General features: G+C 68.8%; 15 protein-coding genes and 5 tRNA genes. 5 read left to right on the forward strand and 15 right to left on the reverse strand.

Annotated features, from left to right (window positions below):
* Positions 1-329 precede the first annotated feature (329 nt).
* From fabI to ACWA7K_RS11315, 5 genes are all read left to right on the forward strand, one after another.
* Positions 330-1,124 (forward strand): enoyl-ACP reductase FabI, encoded by a 795-nt coding sequence (fabI, locus tag ACWA7K_RS11295; RefSeq protein WP_456168576.1) that lies wholly within the window; start codon positions 330-332, stop codon positions 1,122-1,124.
* 31 nt (positions 1,125-1,155) lie between these two features.
* Positions 1,156-1,857 (forward strand): response regulator transcription factor, encoded by a 702-nt coding sequence (locus ACWA7K_RS11300; RefSeq protein ID WP_456168578.1) that lies wholly within the window; start codon positions 1,156-1,158, stop codon positions 1,855-1,857.
* A gap of 18 nt (positions 1,858-1,875) precedes the next feature.
* Complete coding sequence (locus tag ACWA7K_RS11305; protein ID WP_456168580.1) at positions 1,876-3,414, forward strand: sensor histidine kinase; 1,539 nt, start codon at positions 1,876-1,878, stop codon at positions 3,412-3,414.
* Entirely contained in the window at positions 3,411-4,673 is a 1,263-nt protein-coding gene (locus tag ACWA7K_RS11310; protein WP_456168582.1) for an ABC transporter substrate-binding protein, read from the forward strand. Before ACWA7K_RS11305 ends, ACWA7K_RS11310 begins: the two co-directional genes overlap by 4 nt.
* A gap of 135 nt (positions 4,674-4,808) precedes the next feature.
* On the forward strand, positions 4,809-5,801 hold the full coding sequence (locus ACWA7K_RS11315; RefSeq protein ID WP_456168584.1) for a glucokinase: 993 nt from the start codon (positions 4,809-4,811) through the stop codon (positions 5,799-5,801).
* Positions 5,802-5,914: 113 nt separating this feature from the next.
* Here ACWA7K_RS11315 and ACWA7K_RS11320 read toward each other — a convergent pair.
* The 15 genes from ACWA7K_RS11320 to ACWA7K_RS11390 all read right to left on the reverse strand — a co-directional run bounded on the left by ACWA7K_RS11320 (position 5,915) and on the right by ACWA7K_RS11390 (position 17,658).
* Positions 5,915-5,991: transfer RNA gene (locus ACWA7K_RS11320), tRNA-Asp, on the reverse strand.
* A gap of 70 nt (positions 5,992-6,061) precedes the next feature.
* Positions 6,062-6,137, reverse strand: a tRNA-Glu gene (locus ACWA7K_RS11325).
* A gap of 62 nt (positions 6,138-6,199) precedes the next feature.
* Positions 6,200-6,276: transfer RNA gene (locus ACWA7K_RS11330), tRNA-Asp, on the reverse strand.
* Positions 6,277-6,334: 58 nt separating this feature from the next.
* Positions 6,335-6,410: transfer RNA gene (locus ACWA7K_RS11335), tRNA-Glu, on the reverse strand.
* Positions 6,411-6,445: 35 nt separating this feature from the next.
* Positions 6,446-6,521, reverse strand: a tRNA-Ala gene (locus ACWA7K_RS11340).
* A 119-nt stretch (positions 6,522-6,640) separates the two neighbouring features.
* A complete protein-coding gene (gltX, locus tag ACWA7K_RS11345; protein WP_456168586.1) occupies positions 6,641-8,053 on the reverse strand; it encodes a glutamate--tRNA ligase in 1,413 nt (470 codons plus the stop codon).
* A gap of 32 nt (positions 8,054-8,085) precedes the next feature.
* Positions 8,086-9,339, reverse strand: coding sequence for an O-succinylhomoserine sulfhydrylase (locus ACWA7K_RS11350; RefSeq protein WP_456168588.1), 1,254 nt, complete (start codon positions 9,337-9,339; stop codon positions 8,086-8,088).
* Between the two features lie 37 nt (positions 9,340-9,376).
* The gene (gene purF / locus ACWA7K_RS11355; RefSeq protein WP_456168590.1) at positions 9,377-10,897 is read right to left on the reverse strand and encodes an amidophosphoribosyltransferase; all 1,521 of its coding nucleotides are present in this window, start codon (positions 10,895-10,897) and stop codon (positions 9,377-9,379) included.
* 86 nt (positions 10,898-10,983) lie between these two features.
* On the reverse strand, positions 10,984-11,496 hold the full coding sequence (locus ACWA7K_RS11360; protein WP_456168592.1) for a CvpA family protein: 513 nt from the start codon (positions 11,494-11,496) through the stop codon (positions 10,984-10,986).
* 10 nt (positions 11,497-11,506) lie between these two features.
* Positions 11,507-12,337, reverse strand: coding sequence for an SPOR domain-containing protein (locus ACWA7K_RS11365; protein WP_456168594.1), 831 nt, complete (start codon positions 12,335-12,337; stop codon positions 11,507-11,509).
* Between the two features lie 127 nt (positions 12,338-12,464).
* Positions 12,465-13,778 carry a bifunctional tetrahydrofolate synthase/dihydrofolate synthase gene (gene folC, locus ACWA7K_RS11370; RefSeq protein ID WP_456168596.1) on the reverse strand — a complete coding sequence of 438 codons (1,314 nt, stop codon included), beginning with the start codon at positions 13,776-13,778 and terminating at the stop codon, positions 12,465-12,467.
* Positions 13,779-13,887: 109 nt separating this feature from the next.
* Entirely contained in the window at positions 13,888-14,760 is an 873-nt protein-coding gene (gene accD / locus ACWA7K_RS11375) for an acetyl-CoA carboxylase, carboxyltransferase subunit beta (protein WP_456168598.1), read from the reverse strand.
* Positions 14,757-15,581, reverse strand: coding sequence for a tryptophan synthase subunit alpha (gene trpA, locus ACWA7K_RS11380; protein WP_456168600.1), 825 nt, complete (start codon positions 15,579-15,581; stop codon positions 14,757-14,759). Before trpA ends, accD begins: the two co-directional genes overlap by 4 nt.
* Complete coding sequence (trpB, locus tag ACWA7K_RS11385) at positions 15,578-16,894, reverse strand: tryptophan synthase subunit beta (RefSeq protein WP_456168602.1); 1,317 nt, start codon at positions 16,892-16,894, stop codon at positions 15,578-15,580. Before trpB ends, trpA begins: the two co-directional genes overlap by 4 nt.
* Before the next feature lie 98 nt (positions 16,895-16,992).
* Positions 16,993-17,658 (reverse strand): phosphoribosylanthranilate isomerase, encoded by a 666-nt coding sequence (locus tag ACWA7K_RS11390; protein WP_456168604.1) that lies wholly within the window; start codon positions 17,656-17,658, stop codon positions 16,993-16,995.
* Positions 17,659-17,677 lie beyond the last annotated feature (19 nt).

Below are 17,677 nucleotides of genomic sequence, written 5' to 3' on the forward strand. Positions count from 1 at the left end.
CTCCACCAGCAGCGGAGCGACACCCTCACGAACCACACGCGCAAAAAAAATGGGCCGGAAGCTCCGCCCATCCCTTCTGGCACCCGAAACATGTCCTGGCAGCCGGCAACGCCAGCCCCATGATTCCTGTTCCCGGTGACGTCGACCGACTCAACCGGACCCGACCCTTGAACCGGTCCGAAAACCAGCCCGAGGCGTACGCCCGATGCGCCTGCAAAGCCTTCACGCGAAACGCCGATGATAGCCGAGAGCGCCCGAACCGGCAACCAATCGTGAACTTTGCCTCCCTGGCGTGCCACAATCCCGGGCTTTATTCGAACGGAGACTCCATGGGTTTTCTCGCTGGCAAGCGCCTCCTGATCACCGGCCTGTTGTCCAACCGCTCGATTGCCTATGGCATCGCGCGCGCCTGTCACCGTGAGGGGGCCGAACTGGCCTTCAGCTACGTGGGCGAACGCTTCAAGGACCGCATCACCGAATTCGCCGCCGAATTCGACTCCAAGCTGATCTTCGACTGCGACGTCGGCAACGACGAGCAGATCGACCAGATGTTCGCGGACCTCGGCGTCGCCTGGCCGGAAGGCTTCGACGGCTTCGTGCACTCGATCGGGTTCGCGCCGCGCGAGGCCATCGCCGGCGATTTCCTCGATGGCCTGAGCCGCGAGTCCTTCCGCATCGCGCACGACATCTCGGCCTACAGCTTCCCGGCCATGGCCAAGGCTGCCGCGTCGCGCCTGCGCCCGAACGCGGCGCTGCTGACGCTGAGCTACCTTGGCGCCGTGCGCTACGTGCCGTCGTACAACACGATGGGCCTGGCGAAGGCGTCGCTCGAAGCCAGCGTGCGCTACACCGCGTCCAGCCTCGGCCCGAAGGGCATCCGCGTCAACGGCATCTCGGCCGGTCCGATCAAGACGCTGGCCGCGTCGGGCATCAAGGGCTTCGGCAAGATCCTCGACGTGGTCGAGAACCACGCCCCGCTGCGCCGCAACGTCACGATCGAGGACGTCGGCAACGTCGCCGCCTTCATGCTGTCGGACCTGGCCTCGGGCGTCACCGCCGAGATCACCTATGTCGACTGCGGCTTCAGCCAGGTGATGGGCGGCATCGCCGAAGGCGTCGCCTGAATGGCGCCCGGCTCGCAGGCGTGACGCCGACATGACCCACGCCCTGCGCGCCCTGCTGGCAGAGGACGACGCCATCCTGGCGGACGCCCTGTCGGCCAACCTGCGCCAGGCCGGCTTCCAGGTCGAGGTGGCAGAGAACGGCGCGGTCGCCGAGTACCTGCTGACACGGCAGTCGTTCGAGGTCGGCATCATCGACCTCGGCCTGCCGCTGGTCGACGGCCTGACGGTCGTCCAGCGGGTCCGGCAGGCCAAGCCGCAGATGCCGCTGCTGATCCTGACGGCGCTCGATGCGCTCGAACACCGGGTGGCCGGCCTCAACGCCGGCGCGGACGACTACCTCACCAAGCCTTTCGATTTCCCCGAGCTGGAGGCCCGCATCCGCGCGGTGCTGCGCCGTGCCGGGCTGAACGAAGCGGCCTTCGAGGGCGGCTCGACCGCCACCGCCGTCGGCCAGCTGGTCTTCGACCGCGACCTGCGCCGCGCCACGATCGCCGGCCAGTCGATGGAGCTGACGCCGCGCGAATGGCTGCTGCTGGACCTGCTGCTGACGCAGCGGCGCAAGGTCATCACCAAGGAGCAGATCGCCCAGGCCTGGTCCGCCGACCTGTCCGAGAGCGGCGGCCCGAGTTCGCTGGAGGTCTACATCCACCGCCTGCGCCGCAAGCTCGAAGGTTCGGGTGTGGGCATCCGCACGGTGCGCGGGCTGGGTTACCTGCTCGAGACGCAGGACTGACGTCCGCCCGGCCGGCCGATGAACCCGTCGAACCCCCCCGGGTCCAGCCGACTCTTCCAGCGCGTGCCGGTGCTGTCACCGGGACGTCGCTCGCTGCACCGTCACCTGCTGCTGTGGCTGCTGCTGCCGCAGCTGGTGTTGTGGCTGGCCGCCGCCGGCGTCAGCTACAACGTGGCGCTGCGCCACGCCAACCAGGCCAATGACCGCGGGCTCTACCTCGCGTCCCGGGCGCTGGCTCGGCAGGTCAAGCCGACCGGTTCGGGCCTTCGGGTCGACTTCCCGCGTGCGGCCAAGGACATCATCGAGTCCGACCCCGACGACCAGGTCTATTACATGGTCAGCACGCCGCCGGGCCAGTTCATCCTCGGCAACCTGAAGTTGCCGCCGCCGCCGCCAGAGGTTCCGGAGCCGATCGATCAGCCCGTCTTCTACGACGCCGTCATCGAGACCGGTCCGCCGCAGCAGTCGCTGCAGACCGCCGTGCGTGTCGCCGCGATCACGCTGCAGTGGGGCGATCTGGCCGCGCCGCAGCGCATGCGCGTGCAGATTGCCAAGAGCCGCGTCAGCCGCGAGGCGCTGACCCGCACGATCCTGGTCGACACCGCCCTGCCGCTGTCCTTGCTGATGGCGGCGATGTGGCTGCTCGTGAGCGTCGGCGTGCGCACCGGCCTGGCGCCGCTGGCCCGTCTGCGTGACGCGGTCAGCGGACGCGGCCCTGACGACCTCGCGCCGATCGAGCTCGACGCCGCGCCCGAAGAGGTGCGCGACCTCGCCGCCGCGCTGAACACGCTGCTGGCGGCCGTGCGCGACAACGTCGTGCACCAGCGCCGTTTCATCAGCGACGCCGCCCACCAGCTGCGCACACCGCTGGCCGGCCTCAAGAGCCAGACCGAACTGGCACTGCGCGAGACGACCGACCCGGTGCTGCACGCCCGGCTGGCCCGCGTGCACGAGAGCGCCACGCGCAGCGCCCACCTGGTCACGCAGCTGCTGACGCTGGCCCGCGCCGAACCGGAGTCGGCCGCCGCGCAGGCCCGCAGCCGGTTCGACCTGCGGCGTCTCGCCCATGACCTGACCGCCGAACTGGTGCCGCGCGCCCTGAAGGCCGGCATCGACCTCGGCATCGACGAGACCGAAGGCCCGTCACCCGAGACGCCTGAAGCGGACGGCGATGCGCCCGCCGGACCGGTCACGGCGCACTGGGTCGAGGGCAATGCGCTGCTGATCCGCGAAGCACTGAGCAACGTGATCGACAACGCGATCCGCTACAGCGGCCGTGGCGCCGAAGTGAGCGTGCGCTGTCGTGTTGATGGCCCGGACGGCGTGACGGTCGAGGTGGACGACAACGGGCCCGGCATCGCGGCGGCCCTGCAGGGCCAGGTCTTCGACCGCTTCTTCAGGGCCACCGCCGAAGGCACCGGCTGTGGCCTCGGGCTGGCGATCGTCAAGGAGATCGTCGAGCGTCATCACGGCCGCGTCACCATGCAGGGCCTGCAGCCACGCGGCTTGCGCGTGCGCATCACCCTGCCGGCAGCGCCTTCGAGAGCGCCGACATGACGGCAAGGCCCTCACGCACGAAACGCCTGTTGCAGCTGGGCGCGCTCGCCGGCTCGCTGCTGGCGGGGGCGCGCGCCGGAGAGGTGGAGGTCCTGCACTACTGGACCTCCGGTGGCGAGGCCCGCTCGGTCGCGGCGCTGAAGGCCCAGCTCGAGAAACAGGGGCACGCCTGGCGAGATTTCGTCGTCGTCGGCGGCGGGGGCGAGTCGGCCATGTCGGTGCTGAAGGCGCGGGTCCAGTCGGGCAATGCGCCGGCCGCCGCGCAGATCAAGGGGGCGACGATCCAGCAATGGGCCCGCGAAGGGCTGCTGACCCAGCTCGACGACATCGCCAGCCGTGACCGCTGGGACAGCCTGCTGCCGCCGGTGGTGGCCGATGCCATGAAGTTCCAGGGCAAGTACGTCGCCGTGCCGGTCAACGTCCACCGCGTCAACTGGCTGTGGGCCAACCCGGACGCCCTGAAGAAGGCCGGTGCGCGGCTGCCGACGAACTGGGACGAGTTCTTCGTGGCGGCCGACCGGCTGAAGGCGGCCGGCCTGATCCCGGTGGCCCACGGCGGTCAGTCGTGGCAGGAGTTCACGCTGTTCGAGAGCGTCGTGCTCGGCATCGGCGGTGCAGACTTCTATCGCCGCGCCCTGGTCCAGCTCGATCCGCCCACGCTGTATGGCGAGACGATGAAGCAGGCGCTCACCACCTTCCGGCGCATCAAGGATTACACAGACCGCGACGCGCCCGGGCGCGACTGGAACGAGGCGACCGCGATGGTGATCCGCGGCGAAGCCGGCATGCAGCTGATGGGCGACTGGGCCAAGGGCGAGTTCGTCGCAGCGGGCAAGGTGCCGGGCAAGGACTTCCTGTGCGTCGCCGCCCCCGGAACGGCGAAGGCCTACACCTTCAACATCGACTCGTTCGCGATGTTCCAGGTCCAGGGCGAGGAACGCATCCGGGCACAGAAGGACCTGGCGACCGCGATCCTGTCGCCCGAGTTCCAGGAGGTCTTCAACCTCAACAAGGGCTCGATCCCGGTGCGCATGGCGATGAACCTGGCACGTTTCGACGACTGCGCGCGCCTGTCGGCCAGCGACTTCGTCTCGACCGGTCGCAGCGGCACGCTGGTGCCCTCGATCGCCCACGGCATGGCCGTGGCGCCGGCCTTGCAGGACATGCTGCAGGAGATCGTCAGCCAGTTCTGGAACAACGACCGCATCAGCGTCGACCAGGCGACCCGCCGCCTGGCCGCAGCCGCCCGGACGCGCTGAGACGCGGACTGGTTCCCAGCTTGTAACCCGGGCGAGGCTTGGCGCCGCCGATGCCGCGCTACGATGCCCGATGCCTGCGCCGAACGCCCTCCAGGGGCCGCGCACCTTCCCGAATCCCGCCAGAAGAAGACGCCGATGAAGCCCTCCGCACCGCACGCCCCCTACCCCCGACTCGTCGGCGACATTGGCGGCACCAACGCCCGGTTCGGCTGGATCGCCGAGGCCCCGGCCGACGGAGCGGAGCCGCTGATCACCGACGTGCACACGCTGCCGACGGCCGACCATGCCCAGCTGGCCGACGCGGCACGCGCCTACCTCGCCCGCATCGGTCGCGGCCAGCCGGGCTCGATGGCCTTCGGCATCGCCAACCCGATCACTGGTGACGAGGTCCGCATGACCAATCACCACTGGAGCTTCTCGCTGTCGGGCCTGCAGGCAGAACTGGGGCTGCAGCGGCTGGTGGTCATCAACGATTTCACCGCGCTGGCGCTGGCCTTGCCTTCGCTGAAGGCCCACGAGATTCGCCAATTGGGTGGCGGTGCGGCACGTCCGAACGCACCGATCGCGCTTCTGGGTGCGGGCACGGGGCTGGGCGTGTCGGGACTGATCCACAGCGCCGCAGGCTGGACGGCACTGGCGGGAGAAGGCGGTCACGTGACGCTCGCCGCGACCGATGACCGCGAAGCTGCCGTGCTGGAGCACATGCGCCGCGTCTTCGGCCACGTTTCGGCCGAACGGGCCTTGTCGGGCAGCGGGCTGGTCAACCTCTACAACGCGGTGTCGCACCTGCACGCCTCGGCGGCACAGCCGCTGTCGCCGGCCGATGTCACGCAGAAGGCGCTGGACGGCAGCGACGCGGCGTGCGTCGAGGCAGTCGAACACTTCTGCGCCTTCCTGGGCAACGTCGCCGGCAATCTGGCGCTGTCGCTGGGCTCGCTGGGTGGCGTCTACCTGGGCGGCGGCATCGTGCCGCGCCTGGGCGCGTTCTTCGACCGCTCAAAGTTCCGCCAGCGCTTCGAGTCCAAGGGCCGTTTCGAGAGCTACCTTGCCGCGATTCCCGTCTACGTGATCGACGCCAGCGTCTCCCCTGCCCTGGCCGGCGCGGCACGCGCGCTGGGCGAGGACTGACCGGCGAGAGACAGGGCGTCGTTGCACAGACGGCGCCAGAAACAACAAAGCCGCTGCAGGATTTCCTGAAGCGGCTTTTCCATTGAGATCATCCAATCTGGCTGCAAACCAGATGGCGGAGTGGACGGGACTCGAACCCGCGACCCCCGGCGTGACAGGCCGGTATTCTAACCAACTGAACTACCACTCCGCAGTGGCAAACAAACTCTGGCCGAATCTGCAAAATCGCTAGCACGATTTCCGCCAAATCTCGGCAGATTTGGCGACCCCTAGGGGATTCGAACCCCTGTTACAACCGTGAAAGGGTCGTGTCCTAGGCCTCTAGACGAAGGGGTCAGACGCAATTCGATCACTGAAAAACAAACGGGCCATGATTTGAGCATGACCCGCAAGATACTTGGCGGAGTGGACGGGACTCGAACCCGCGACCCCCGGCGTGACAGGCCGGTATTCTAACCAACTGAACTACCACTCCGCGTCGGTGACGATCAGCAGAACCGCTTTTGGCGATTCCCGCCAAGTCTCGTCAAACTTGGCGACCCCTAGGGGATTCGAACCCCTGTTACAACCGTGAAAGGGTCGTGTCCTAGGCCTCTAGACGAAGGGGTCAAGACCTTTTCGTTCAAACTCGGCGGCACCCAAATTGGTGGAGGTAAGCGGGATCGAACCGCTGACCTCTTGCATGCCATGCAAGCGCTCTCCCAGCTGAGCTATACCCCCGTTGGTGACGTCGCAAACTGCCTTGGATATCTCAGGACATTTCTGTCTTTTGCCATCCGCCGCTGCTTGCTTCATCAAGCGCCGCCTTGTTCAAGCGAGAATGCAATTATGGAGTGGTTTCAAACACGACGCAAGCGTTCGAGCACAATTTTTTTGTCGAACAGCGACAACACGGCATCGACCGACGGCGTCTGTGCACGACCGCACACCGCGACGCGGACCGGCACGGCGAGTTGCGGCATCTTGAGCCGGTACTCGCCCAGCGTGTCCTTGAGCGCCTGGGCGATCGACGCCACGTCCCATGCCGCCAGATCCTCCAGACGCTGCGCCAGCGAGGCAACGGCCGGGCGCACCGCATCGGTCAGGTGCGCGGCACGGTCCTCGTCGCTCGGCTGGACGTCGCGGAAGTAGATCGACAGCCAGTCCGCCAGCTCGACCGTCGTGCTGCAGCGGTCCTTGAACAGCGCGCACAGCGCCGCCAGACGCTCGTCGGCCACCGCGTTCACGCCGATGCGTTCGAGCTGCGTCGCCACCAGATCCGCCAGCACCGCGTTGTCGCAGCGCTTCATGTGCTGGGCGTTGACCCAGCGGAGCTTGGCCTCGTCGAACTGGCCGGCGCTGCGGCCGAGGTGGTCCAGGTCGAACCACTCGATCAGTTGCTCGCGGCTGAAGATCTCGTCGTCGCCGTGGCTCCAACCCAGTCGGGCCAGGTAGTTGACGACCGCATCGGCGAGGTAGCCCTCGTCGCGGTACTGCGTCACCGGCTTGGCGCCGTGGCGCTTGCTCATCTTCTCGCCCTGCTCGTTGAGCACGGTCGGCAGGTGGGCATAGACCGGCGGCTCGTGGCCGAGCGCACGGAAGACGTGGATCTGCCGCGGCGTGTTGTTGACGTGGTCATCGCCGCGGATCACGTGGGTGATCTTCATGTCGATGTCGTCGACCACGACGCAGAAGTTGTAGGTCGGCGTGCCGTCCGGACGCGCCACGACCAGGTCGTCGAGCTCGTCGTTGCTGATCTCGATGCGACCCTTGACCTTGTCGTCCCAGACCACCGAGCCGCCCTTGGGCGTGCGAAAGCGCAGCACCGGCAACACGCCTTCGGGCACCGGCGGCAGCACCTTGCCCTCTTCCGGGCGCCAGGTGCCGTCGTAGCGCGGCTTCTCCTTGGCGGCCATCTGGCGCTCGCGCAGCGCATCGAGTTCGGCCGTGCTCATGTAGCAGGGGTAGACCAGGCCTTGCGCACGCATCTGCGCGAGCACTTCCTTGTAGCGGTCCATGCGCTGCATCTGATAGAACGGACCTTCATCGTGGTCCAGCCCCAGCCAGCGCATGCCCTCGACGATCACGTCGACGGCTTCCTGCGAGGACCGCTCGACATCGGTGTCCTCGATGCGCAGCACGAACACGCCCTTCGTGGCCCGCGCGAAGGCCCACGGGTAGAGGGCCGAGCGGATGTTGCCGAGGTGGATGAAGCCGGTCGGTGACGGCGCGAAGCGGGTGCGGACTTGGGTGACTGGGGGGACTTGCGACATGGGCAGCTTCATTCGGTTCGTGTTCGGGCCGGTCAGATCAGCGCCAGACCGCGCGCGAGATCGGCCTTCAGGTCGTCGATGTGCTCGAGGCCGACGGCCACGCGGATCATGCCCTGCGTGATGCCGGCGGACAGCCGCTGCTCTTCGGTCAGGCGGCCATGCGACGTGCTGGCCGGGTGCGTGATCGTCGTCTTGGTGTCACCCAGGTTGGCGGTGATCGAGCAGATGCGCGTCGCGTCGATGACCGAGAAGGCGTTGGCCCGACCGGCCGTGGCGCCCTCGCCCCGCACGACGAAGCTGACGACCGCGCCGCCGCAGCCGTTCTGCTGCGACATGGCCAGTTCATGCTGCGGATGCGACGGCAGCCCGGGATACCAGACGGCGGCCACCTGCGGCTGCTGTTCGAGCCACTGCGCCAGCGCGAGTGCCGACTCACTCTGCGCGCGCATCCGGATCGCCAGCGTCTCCAGGCCCTTGAGCACGACCCAGGCGTTGAACGGCGACAGGCACATGCCGGCCGAGCGCATCACCGGGACGAACTTGCCTTCGACGATGGCCTCGGGCCCGCAGATCGCGCCGGCCACCACGCGGCCCTGGCCGTCCAGGTACTTGGTGCCCGAATGGATGATCAGGTCGGCGCCCAGCTTCACCGGTTGCTGCAGGGCCGGCGAGCAGAAGCAGTTGTCGACCGCCAGCAGCGCACCGGCGGCATGGGCGATGTCGGCCAGCGCGCGGATGTCGCAGACCTCGGTCAGCGGGTTGCTGGGCGTCTCGGCGAACAGCAGCTTCGTCTCGGGCCGGATCGCGGCACGCCACTCGGCCACGTCGGTCTGCGAGACGAAGGTGGTCTGGACGCCGAACTTGCCGAACTCGCCCTGCAGCAGCTTGATGGTCGAGCCGAACACGCTGCGCGAGCAGACGACGTGGTCGCCGGCCTTCAGCAGGCCCATCACCAGCAGCATGATCGCGGCCATGCCGCTGGACGTGGCGATGCAGGACTCGGTCCCCTCGAGCGCGGCCAGCCGGCGCTCCATCATCATCGTCGTCGGATTGGTGAAGCGGCTGTAGACGAAGGCCTCTTCCTCGTTGGCGAAACGCGCCGCAGCGGTCGCCGCATCGGGGTGGACGAAGCTGCTGGTCAGGAACAGCGCCTCGGAGTTCTCGCCCCAGGGCGTCGCGGGCAGGCCCTCGCGCACGGCCAGCGTGTCCAGCCGCGCATCGGCGGGCAGGTCGACGCGGGGCAGGCGTTTCGGCTCGGTCCTGGATCGGTTCGTGTCGGTCGTCATGTGGCGCTCGTTGCGGGTTCCCGTCTCGGGCCCGGGTTCATTCGCTGGCGTTCTGGAGGGCAAGACGGCCGCGATCGGCAGCGCTTTCCTCGTCCTGGGGCTGGTTGCTGCGCTGGGTCTGCATGGCCTGGAAGTCGGCCGCGCTGACATCGCCGGTGATGTAGACGCCGTCGAAGCACGAGGCCTCGAAGCCCGCCAGCGCCGGGTTCAGTGCAGCCACCGCGCGCTTCATCGCGTCGACGTCCTGGTAGATCAGCGCGTCGCAGCCGATGTAGGCGCGGATCTCCTCCATCGAGCGGTTGTGCGCGATCAGCTCCTCGCTGGTCGGCATGTCGATGCCGTAGACGTTCGGGTAGCGCACCGGCGGCGCGGCCGAGGCCATGTAGACCTTGTTGGCGCCGGCCTCGCGGGCCATCTGCACGATCTCCTTGGAGGTCGTGCCGCGCACGATCGAGTCGTCGACCAGCAGCACGTTGCGGCCCTTGAACTCCATGCCGATCGCGTTGAGCTTCTGGCGCACACTCTTCTTGCGCACCGCCTGGCCCGGCATGATGAAGGTGCGGCCGACGTAGCGGTTCTTGACGAAGCCTTCGCGATACGGCTTGCCCAGCTTCTGCGCCAGCTGCATGGCCGACGGACGGCTCGATTCGGGGATCGGGATGACGACGTCGATGTCCGACGGCGGCATCGTGTTGATCACGCGCTGGGCCAGCGTCTCGCCCATGTTGAGGCGGGCGTGGTAGACCGACACGCCGTCGATCACCGAGTCGGGCCGCGCGAGGTACACGAACTCGAACACGCACGGGTTCAGCGACGGCGAAACGGCGCACTGCTGTGCGTGCAGTTCGCCGTTCATGTCGATGAACACGGCCTCTCCGGGCGCCACGTCGCGCAGCATGCGGAAGCCCGAGCCTTCCAGCGCGACCGATTCGCTGGCCACCATCCACTCGACGCCCTTGGCGCCTTGCTGCGAGCCCAGGCACAGCGGCCGGATGCCGTACGGGTCGCGGAAGGCCAGCAGGCCATAGCCGGCGATCAGCGCGACGACGGCATACGAACCCTTGACGCGCCGATGCACGGCGGCCACGGCCTTGAAGACTTCCACCGGCGACAGCGGCAGGTCCCGCGCGGCCAGTTCCAGCTCGTGCGCGAGGATGTTGATCAGGACCTCGGTGTCGCTCTCGGTGTTGATGTGGCGGCGATCGATGTCGAACAGCTCCTGCTTCAGCGCATGCGCGTTGGTCAGGTTGCCGTTGTGGACCAGCACAACGCCGAACGGCGCGTTGACGTAGAAGGGCTGGGCCTCTTCCTCGCTGTAGGCATTGCCGGCGGTCGGGTAGCGGACCTGGCCCAGGCCCATCGTGCCCGGCAGCGCACGCATGTTGCGGGTGCGGAACACGTCGCGGACCATGCCGCGCGCCTTGTGCATGAAGAACTTGGTGCCCACCGCCGTCACGATGCCGGCGGCATCCTGGCCGCGGTGCTGCAGCAGCAGCAGGGCGTCATAGATCTGTTGATTGACGGGCGAGTTCGACGTCACCCCGACGATGCCACACATCGTTCACTCCGAAAAAAGGGATCCCGCAAGCGCCGCCGTCGAGGGTCGAGGGCCAGCCGCTGCGGGACAACCCGTATTGTCCACGCTCAAGGCGTCACGCGCCGGCCCGAAGGCTGGGTCCAGTCGTCCGGCAGATAGGGCTTGACGCCGGCCAGTGCGGCCTGGGCGGCCGTCACCGAGACCGATTCGCGCCAGAACGGCTTGCGCGCCAGCGGCGTGAAGCCGGCCAGCGTCACCAGCAGCACGACGATCAGCGCGCCGCGCAGCATCCCGAACAGCCCCCCCAGCACGCGGTCGACCGGTGCCAGCACGCTGGCCTTGATGATCTGCGACAGCAGCCAGGACAGGATGCGCCAGACCAGCATCGCCAGCGCTAAGGTCAGCACGAAGCCGATGCCCACGCGCAGGCTGGACCCCGGCGGCGCCCAGCCCAGCCAGTCGCCGACCGGCAAGGCGGCCGAACGGGCCAGCAGCCAGGCGACCAGCCAGCCGAGCACCGACAGCACCTCGTGCACCAGCCCGCGCAGCAGACCGAGCAGCACCGACAGCGCCAGGATCACGACTGCGCCGATGTCGACCCACGAGGCGTCCAGCGTCATCGGGCGGGCCTCATTGCGGCACGATCATGCCGGGCAGGCCGGCGGCGCGCAGCTGGGCAGCGGCCTTGTCGGCCTCCTCGCGCGAGGCATAGGGGCCGACCCGCACGCGTGTACGGGTGCCGCCGGGCGTCTCGACGGTCTGCACGCTCGAACGCAGACCCAGCTTGTCCAGCTTCGCCCGGGTCTCGCGCACCGCATTCGCCTCGGCGAAGGCACCGACCTGGACCACGAAGTGGGCACCGTCGGCCTTGGGCGGCTCGGGTTTGGGGGCGGGCTTCTCGACCGGCTTCTCGACCGGCTTCTCGACCGGTTTCTCGACCGGCTTGACGGGCGGCTTGGTGGGAGGCTTTTCGGAAGGCTTCTCGGCCGGCTTTTCGGTAGGTTTCTCGACAGGCTTGACGACCGGCTTCGGCGGTGTCGGCTCGACCGGTGCGGGCGGCGGTGGCGGGACCGGCGCCGGCTCTGCCGCGACGGGTGCGACCGGTGCGGGGGTCGGTGCGGGGGTCGGCGCAGCGGGCGCCACCGGTGCCGGCGGCGTGGCCGGTGTCGTCGTGTTCGCGGGCGTCGGCTGCACGACCGCGACGGTGCCCGGCTGACCGTCCTGGCGCGCCCCTTCGACGGTCACCGGACCGCTGACGGGCCGGGGCTTGGACTCGAACACCATCGGCAGCAGCACGACGGCCAGCACGACCAGCACGGCGGCGCCGATCAGGCGTCGGCGGGCGCGAACGCGCAGCTGCTCGACGGCGGCATCGTCCTGCGGCACGGCGCCACGTCCGTGGCCGGGAACGGCGCCCGAACGGGCGTCTTGCGGTCGCTGAAGGAAGGAAGGCAGACGCATCAGGCGGAGGGTCCGGGTGGTCCGACGCGATGCGTCGGCGTCGGGTTGGAACGGTCGTCGATCGTCGTGATCGGCCTGGCGCAGGCGCAGGTCCGGTCGCCGGCGGGCATCGGACTCGGACCTCGGTTCACCCGAGGTGCGCGCTGCCCAGCCGCGGCAGTCCGGCCTCGATCACGCCACCCACGGTGTAGAAGGAACCGAAGCAGACGATTCTATCTGCCGGGTCCGCGCCGGCGATGGCCGCCGCCAGGGCGCTGGACGGGTCGGGATGACAGGAAATGGTGACCGCCGGCAACGGCGCCGAGCCGGCCGGATGCGCCGCCCGCGCCGCTTCGACGACCCGGGCCAGCTCGGCCGCCGGTGCCGCACGCGGCGTCGGCAGGTCGGCGCAATGCCACTGGTCGACCAGCGGCAGCAGCGGCTGGATCAGGCCGGCCAGGTCCTTGTCGGCCATCGCACCCAGCACGACATGGGTGCGCGGGTGATAGGCCATCTGGTCGAGGTTGCGCGCCAGCACGGCCGCGGCGTGCGGGTTGTGCGCGACGTCCAGCACCAGCGTCGGCTGGCCCGGCACGATCTGGAACCGACCGGGCAGCTCGACCATCGCCAGACCGTTGCGGACCGCCTGAGCCGGCACCGGCAGTCGCGAGCGCATGGCGTCCAGCGCAGCCAGCACGCCGGAAGCGTTGAGCAGCTGGTTGGCGCCCCGCAGCGCCGGGTAGGCCATGGCGTTGTAGCGCCGGCCCCGACCGCTCCAGGACCACTGCTGGCGATCGCCCGCGTAGTTGAAGTCGCGGCCGAAGCACCACAGGTCGACGCCCAGGTCGGCCGCGTGGGCCAGCAGGCTGGCCGGCGGCTGCGGGTCGGAGACGATGGCCGGGCGGCCGGCGCGCATCACGCCGGCCTTCTCGCGCCCGATCAACTCGCGGTCGGGCCCGAGGAACTCCATGTGGTCCAGGTCGATGCTGGTGATGACGGCGCAGTCGGCGTCGATCACGTTGACCGCGTCCAGCCGGCCGCCGAGGCCGACCTCGAGCACGACCGCATCGAGCGGCAGCGCCGACAGGTGGCGCAGCAAGGCCAGCGTGGTGAACTCGAAGTAGGTCAGCGAGCCGCCTTCGCGGGCCGCCTCGACGGCCTCGAAGTCGGCCAGCAGCGCATCGGCCCGGACGATCTCGCCGTTGACGCGCAGGCGCTCCTCGAAATGCACCAGATGCGGCGAGGTGTAGACGCCGACGCGGTAGCCGGCCTGCGTCAGGATCGCCTCCAGCATCGCGCAGGTCGAACCCTTGCCGTTGGTACCGGCCACGGTGAAGACCGGCACGTCGAAGCGCAGGTCCATGCGGCGGGCGACGCTGGCGACGCGTTCGAGCGTCAGGTCGATCGTGCGCGGGTGCAGGCGTTCGCAGTGCGACAGCCACTCGGCAAGGGTGCGGTACATCGGCAGGAAGGCTCCGGGACGGCGGTATCGGGACAGACCGCCCAAATGGACAGGGGCGCCTCGCGACGCCCCCGATGCGTGCCGGCCGTGGGGCCGGCCCGGTTCAAGCTCAGGCGACCGCGTCGGCGCTCTGGCGCTGCAGCATCGCCAGCACGCGGGCGATGGTCGGACGCAGCTGGCGGCGGTCGACGATCATGTCCAGCGCACCCTTCTCGACCAGGAACTCGCTGCGCTGGAAGCCTTCAGGCAGCTTCTCGCGCACGGTGTTCTCGATCACGCGCGGACCGGCGAAGCCGATCAGCGCCTTGGGCTCGGCCATCACGACGTCGCCCACGAAGGCGAAGCTGGCCGAGACGCCGCCCATCGTCGGGTCGGTCAGCACGCTGACGTAGGGCAGCTTCGCCTTGGCCAGGCGCGTCAGAGCGGCATTGGTCTTGGCCATCTGCATCAGCGACAGCAGGCCTTCCTGCATGCGCGCGCCGCCTGTGGCGGTGAAGCAGACGAACGGCACCTTCTGCTCGATCGCGGTCTCGACGCCGCGCACGAAACGCTCGCCGACCACCGAACCCATCGAGCCGCCCATGAAGTCGAACTCGAAGCAGGCGGCGACCAGCGGGATGCTCATCACCGAGCCGCCCATGACGATCAGGGCATCGGTCTCGCCGGTGGCCTCCATCGCTTCCTTGATGCGGTCGGGGTACTTCTTGCTGTCCTTGAACTTCAGCGGGTCGACCGGCACGACCTCCTGGCCGACCTCGTAGCGGCCCTCGGCATCGAGGAAGGCGTCCAGACGGGCGCGGGCGTCGATGCGGTGGTGGTGCGAGCACTTCGGGCAGACGTTGACGTTCTGCTCCAGGTCGGTGTTGTAGAGCACCGTCTCGCAGGACGGGCACTTGACCCACAGACCCTCGGGCACCGAGCGGCGCTCGGTCGGATTGGTCTGCTGGATCCTCGGCGGCAGCAGCTTGTCGAGCCAACTCATGCGCTTGCTCCTGGCGGAATTTGGAGGGAATCCAGCGCCGCGCGGATCTCGGCGATGAAGCCGGAGGCGGCTGAAACGACCTGCTCGCGCGGGGCGTCCTGGATCAATTGGATGATACGGGAACCGATCACGACGGCATCCGAGACCCGGGCGACGGCGATCGCCGTCTGGGCGTCGCGAATGCCGAAGCCCACCCCCACCGGCACGCGCACGTGCTCGCGGATGCGCGGGACCATCGCGGCGACCGCGTCGGTGTCGAGGTTGCCGGCGCCGGTCACGCCCTTGAGCGACACGTAGTAGACGTAGCCGGTGGCGATGCGGCCGACGTCGGCCATGCGGGCGTCGGTCGAGGTCGGGGCGAGCAGGAAGATCGGGTCCATGCCGGACGCGCGCAGCCGGGTCGCGAAGGCCTCGCATTCCTGCGGCGGGTAGTCGACCACCAGCACGCCGTCGACACCGGCGGCGCGGGCGTCGTCGACGAAGCGGTCCTGGCCGTAACGCTCGATCGGGTTGGCGTAGCCCATCAGCACGACCGGCGTGACGGCATCGCGCTGGCGGAACTCGCGCACCATGTCCAGCACGCGGGCGGTCGTGATGCCCCGTGCCAGCGCGCGTTCGCTGGCGCGCTGGATCACCGGGCCGTCGGCCATCGGGTCCGAGAACGGCACGCCCAGCTCGATCACGTCGGCGCCGGCGGCGGCCATGCCGTGCATCAGGTCGACCGTGACGTCGGCGAACGGATCACCGGCGGTGACGTAGGGAATCAGGGCCTTGCGGCCTTGCGCACGCAGGCGCTCGAAGGTGGCGGCGATGCGGTTCATCGGGCGGCTCCAGAAGTCGTTCCGGTCGTCGATCCACTCGCGCGGCTGAACTCGATGACCTGGTCGGCGGCACCCTGGCCCTTGACGGACTGGCCGCGACAGGACGGTCGACAGTAGAAGTCGGCACCCGACAGGTCGGCGACGGTGCCGATGTCCTTGTCGCCACGGCCGGACAGGTTGACCAGGATGTGCTGGTCGGGCCGCATCGTCGCGGCCAGCTTCATCGCATGGGCGACCGCGTGGCTCGATTCGAGCGCCGGGATGATGCCCTCGGTGCGGCACAGGCGATGGAAGGCGCTGAGCGCCTCGGCATCGGTGATGCCGACGTACTCGGCCCGGCCGATGTCCTTCAGGTAGGCGTGCTCGGGGCCGACGCCGGGGTAGTCCAGGCCGGCCGAGACCGAATGCGTCTCGGTGATCTGGCCATCGGCGTCCTGCAGCACGTAGGTGCGGTTGCCGTGCAACACGCCCGGCGCGCCACGCTGCAGCGAGGCCGAGTGCCGGCCCGATTCCAGGCCCTCGCCCGCCGCCTCGACGCCGATCAGGCGGACCTGCTCGTGCGGGATGTAGGGGTAGAAGATGCCCATCGCGTTGCTGCCACCGCCGACACAGGCGATCACCGCATCGGGCTGGCGGCCGATCATCTCGGGCATCTGCACCAGGCACTCGTCGCCGATGACACGCTGGAAGTCGCGCACCATCGCCGGATACGGGTGTGGGCCGGCCACGGTGCCGATGATGTAGAAGGTGTTCTCGACGTTGGTAACCCAGTCGCGCATGGCCTCGTTCAGCGCGTCCTTCAGCGTCTTGCTGCCGGACTCCACCGGCACGACACGCGCGCCCAGCAGGTGCATGCGGTAGACGTTCGGGCTCTGGCGCTTGACGTCCTCGCTGCCCATGTAGACCACGCATTCGAGGCCGTAACGCGCGCAGATCGTCGCAGTGGCCACGCCGTGCTGGCCGGCGCCGGTCTCGGCGATGACACGCGGCTTGCCCATGCGCTTGGCCAGCAGCGCCTGGCCGATGGTGTTGTTGACCTTGTGCGCGCCGGTGTGGTTCAAGTCCTCGCGCTTCAGGAAGATCTGCGCCCCGCCGATCTCGCGGCTCAGCCGGTCGGCGTGGTAGACCGGGCTCGGGCGGCCGACGAAATGGGCCAGCTCGCGGCGGTATTCGGCCTTGAACTCGGGATCGTCCTTGTAGTGGTCGTAGGCGGCGCGCAGTTCCTCGATGGCCTGGCTGAGCGTCTCGGCGACGAAGCTGCCGCCGTAGATCCCGAAGTGCCCGCGGGCATCGGGTTGCTGGTAATCGAACATGGTGTGTCTCTCGCGGAAGGGCCGCGCCACGGCGGGCACGGCGGGGACCGGTAGGAGCGCCGACGCGGGCGCTCCGGAAGGGGATCAGGCCGGATGTGTCAGACGGTCGGCGGGGTGGCAGCGAGCCGGGCATCGGCCTCGCGGACCGCGTCGCAGAAGCGGCGCATCAGGACAGGGTCCTTGATGCCCTTGCCCACCTCGACGCCGGAGCTGACGTCAACGGCACAGGGCCGGACGCGGGCGATCCCATCGATCACGTTTGCAGGACTCAACCCACCAGACAAAACGACCGGAGCGGGGACGTCGGCGGGAATGAGCGACCAATCGAAGACCTTTCCACCTCCCCCGTATCCCTCGACATGGGCGTCCAGGAGCAGGGCCTGGGCAGCGGGAAAAGTGCGCGCGAAGTTTAACAAGTCGAACCCATGCGAGACCCGCGCGGCGCGCAGGTAGGGTCGTCCTGCGGCATCGCACTGCGACGCCGTCTCGTCGCCGTGGAACTGCAGCAGCAAGGTGGGGATGTGCGCGCAGGCGCGGGCGATCTCGTCGGGCGTGGCGTTGACGAACAGGCCAACCGGCGTCACGAAAGGCGGCAGACGGCGTGCCAGCTCGGCGGCCTGCTCGACCGTCACGGCGCGCGGACTGCGGGCGTAGAAGACGAAGCCGATGGCGTCGGCACCGGCCGCCACGGCGGCATCGACATCTTCGGGCCGGGTCAGGCCGCAGATCTTGATGCGGGTGCGGGCAAAGGGCGGCTTGGACATCGGCAGGAAAGACCACCGG

The organism is Leptothrix mechoopdaensis (SeqCode), from assembly GCF_053893855.1.

What these genes read in the sequence shown, in the direction of transcription:
- accD (WP_456168598.1), bottom strand. Translation starts at nt 14,760, where the DNA reads ATGAGTTGGCTCGACAAGCTGCTGCCGCCGAGGATCCAGCAGACCAAT.
- gltX (WP_456168586.1), bottom strand. Translation starts at nt 8,053, where the DNA reads ATGTCGCAAGTCCCCCCAGTCACCCAAGTCCGCACCCGCTTCGCGCCG.
- ACWA7K_RS11365 (WP_456168594.1), bottom strand. Translation starts at nt 12,337, where the DNA reads ATGCGTCTGCCTTCCTTCCTTCAGCGACCGCAAGACGCCCGTTCGGGC.
- ACWA7K_RS11305 (WP_456168580.1), top strand. Translation starts at nt 1,876, where the DNA reads ATGAACCCGTCGAACCCCCCCGGGTCCAGCCGACTCTTCCAGCGCGTG.
- folC (WP_456168596.1), bottom strand. Translation starts at nt 13,778, where the DNA reads ATGTACCGCACCCTTGCCGAGTGGCTGTCGCACTGCGAACGCCTGCAC.
- ACWA7K_RS11315 (WP_456168584.1), top strand. Translation starts at nt 4,809, where the DNA reads ATGAAGCCCTCCGCACCGCACGCCCCCTACCCCCGACTCGTCGGCGAC.
- ACWA7K_RS11390 (WP_456168604.1), bottom strand. Translation starts at nt 17,658, where the DNA reads ATGTCCAAGCCGCCCTTTGCCCGCACCCGCATCAAGATCTGCGGCCTG.
- trpA (WP_456168600.1), bottom strand. Translation starts at nt 15,581, where the DNA reads ATGAACCGCATCGCCGCCACCTTCGAGCGCCTGCGTGCGCAAGGCCGC.
- ACWA7K_RS11300 (WP_456168578.1), top strand. Translation starts at nt 1,156, where the DNA reads ATGACCCACGCCCTGCGCGCCCTGCTGGCAGAGGACGACGCCATCCTG.
- purF (WP_456168590.1), bottom strand. Translation starts at nt 10,897, where the DNA reads ATGTGTGGCATCGTCGGGGTGACGTCGAACTCGCCCGTCAATCAACAG.
- trpB (WP_456168602.1), bottom strand. Translation starts at nt 16,894, where the DNA reads ATGTTCGATTACCAGCAACCCGATGCCCGCGGGCACTTCGGGATCTAC.
- ACWA7K_RS11350 (WP_456168588.1), bottom strand. Translation starts at nt 9,339, where the DNA reads ATGACGACCGACACGAACCGATCCAGGACCGAGCCGAAACGCCTGCCC.
- ACWA7K_RS11360 (WP_456168592.1), bottom strand. Translation starts at nt 11,496, where the DNA reads ATGACGCTGGACGCCTCGTGGGTCGACATCGGCGCAGTCGTGATCCTG.
- ACWA7K_RS11310 (WP_456168582.1), top strand. Translation starts at nt 3,411, where the DNA reads ATGACGGCAAGGCCCTCACGCACGAAACGCCTGTTGCAGCTGGGCGCG.
- fabI (WP_456168576.1), top strand. Translation starts at nt 330, where the DNA reads ATGGGTTTTCTCGCTGGCAAGCGCCTCCTGATCACCGGCCTGTTGTCC.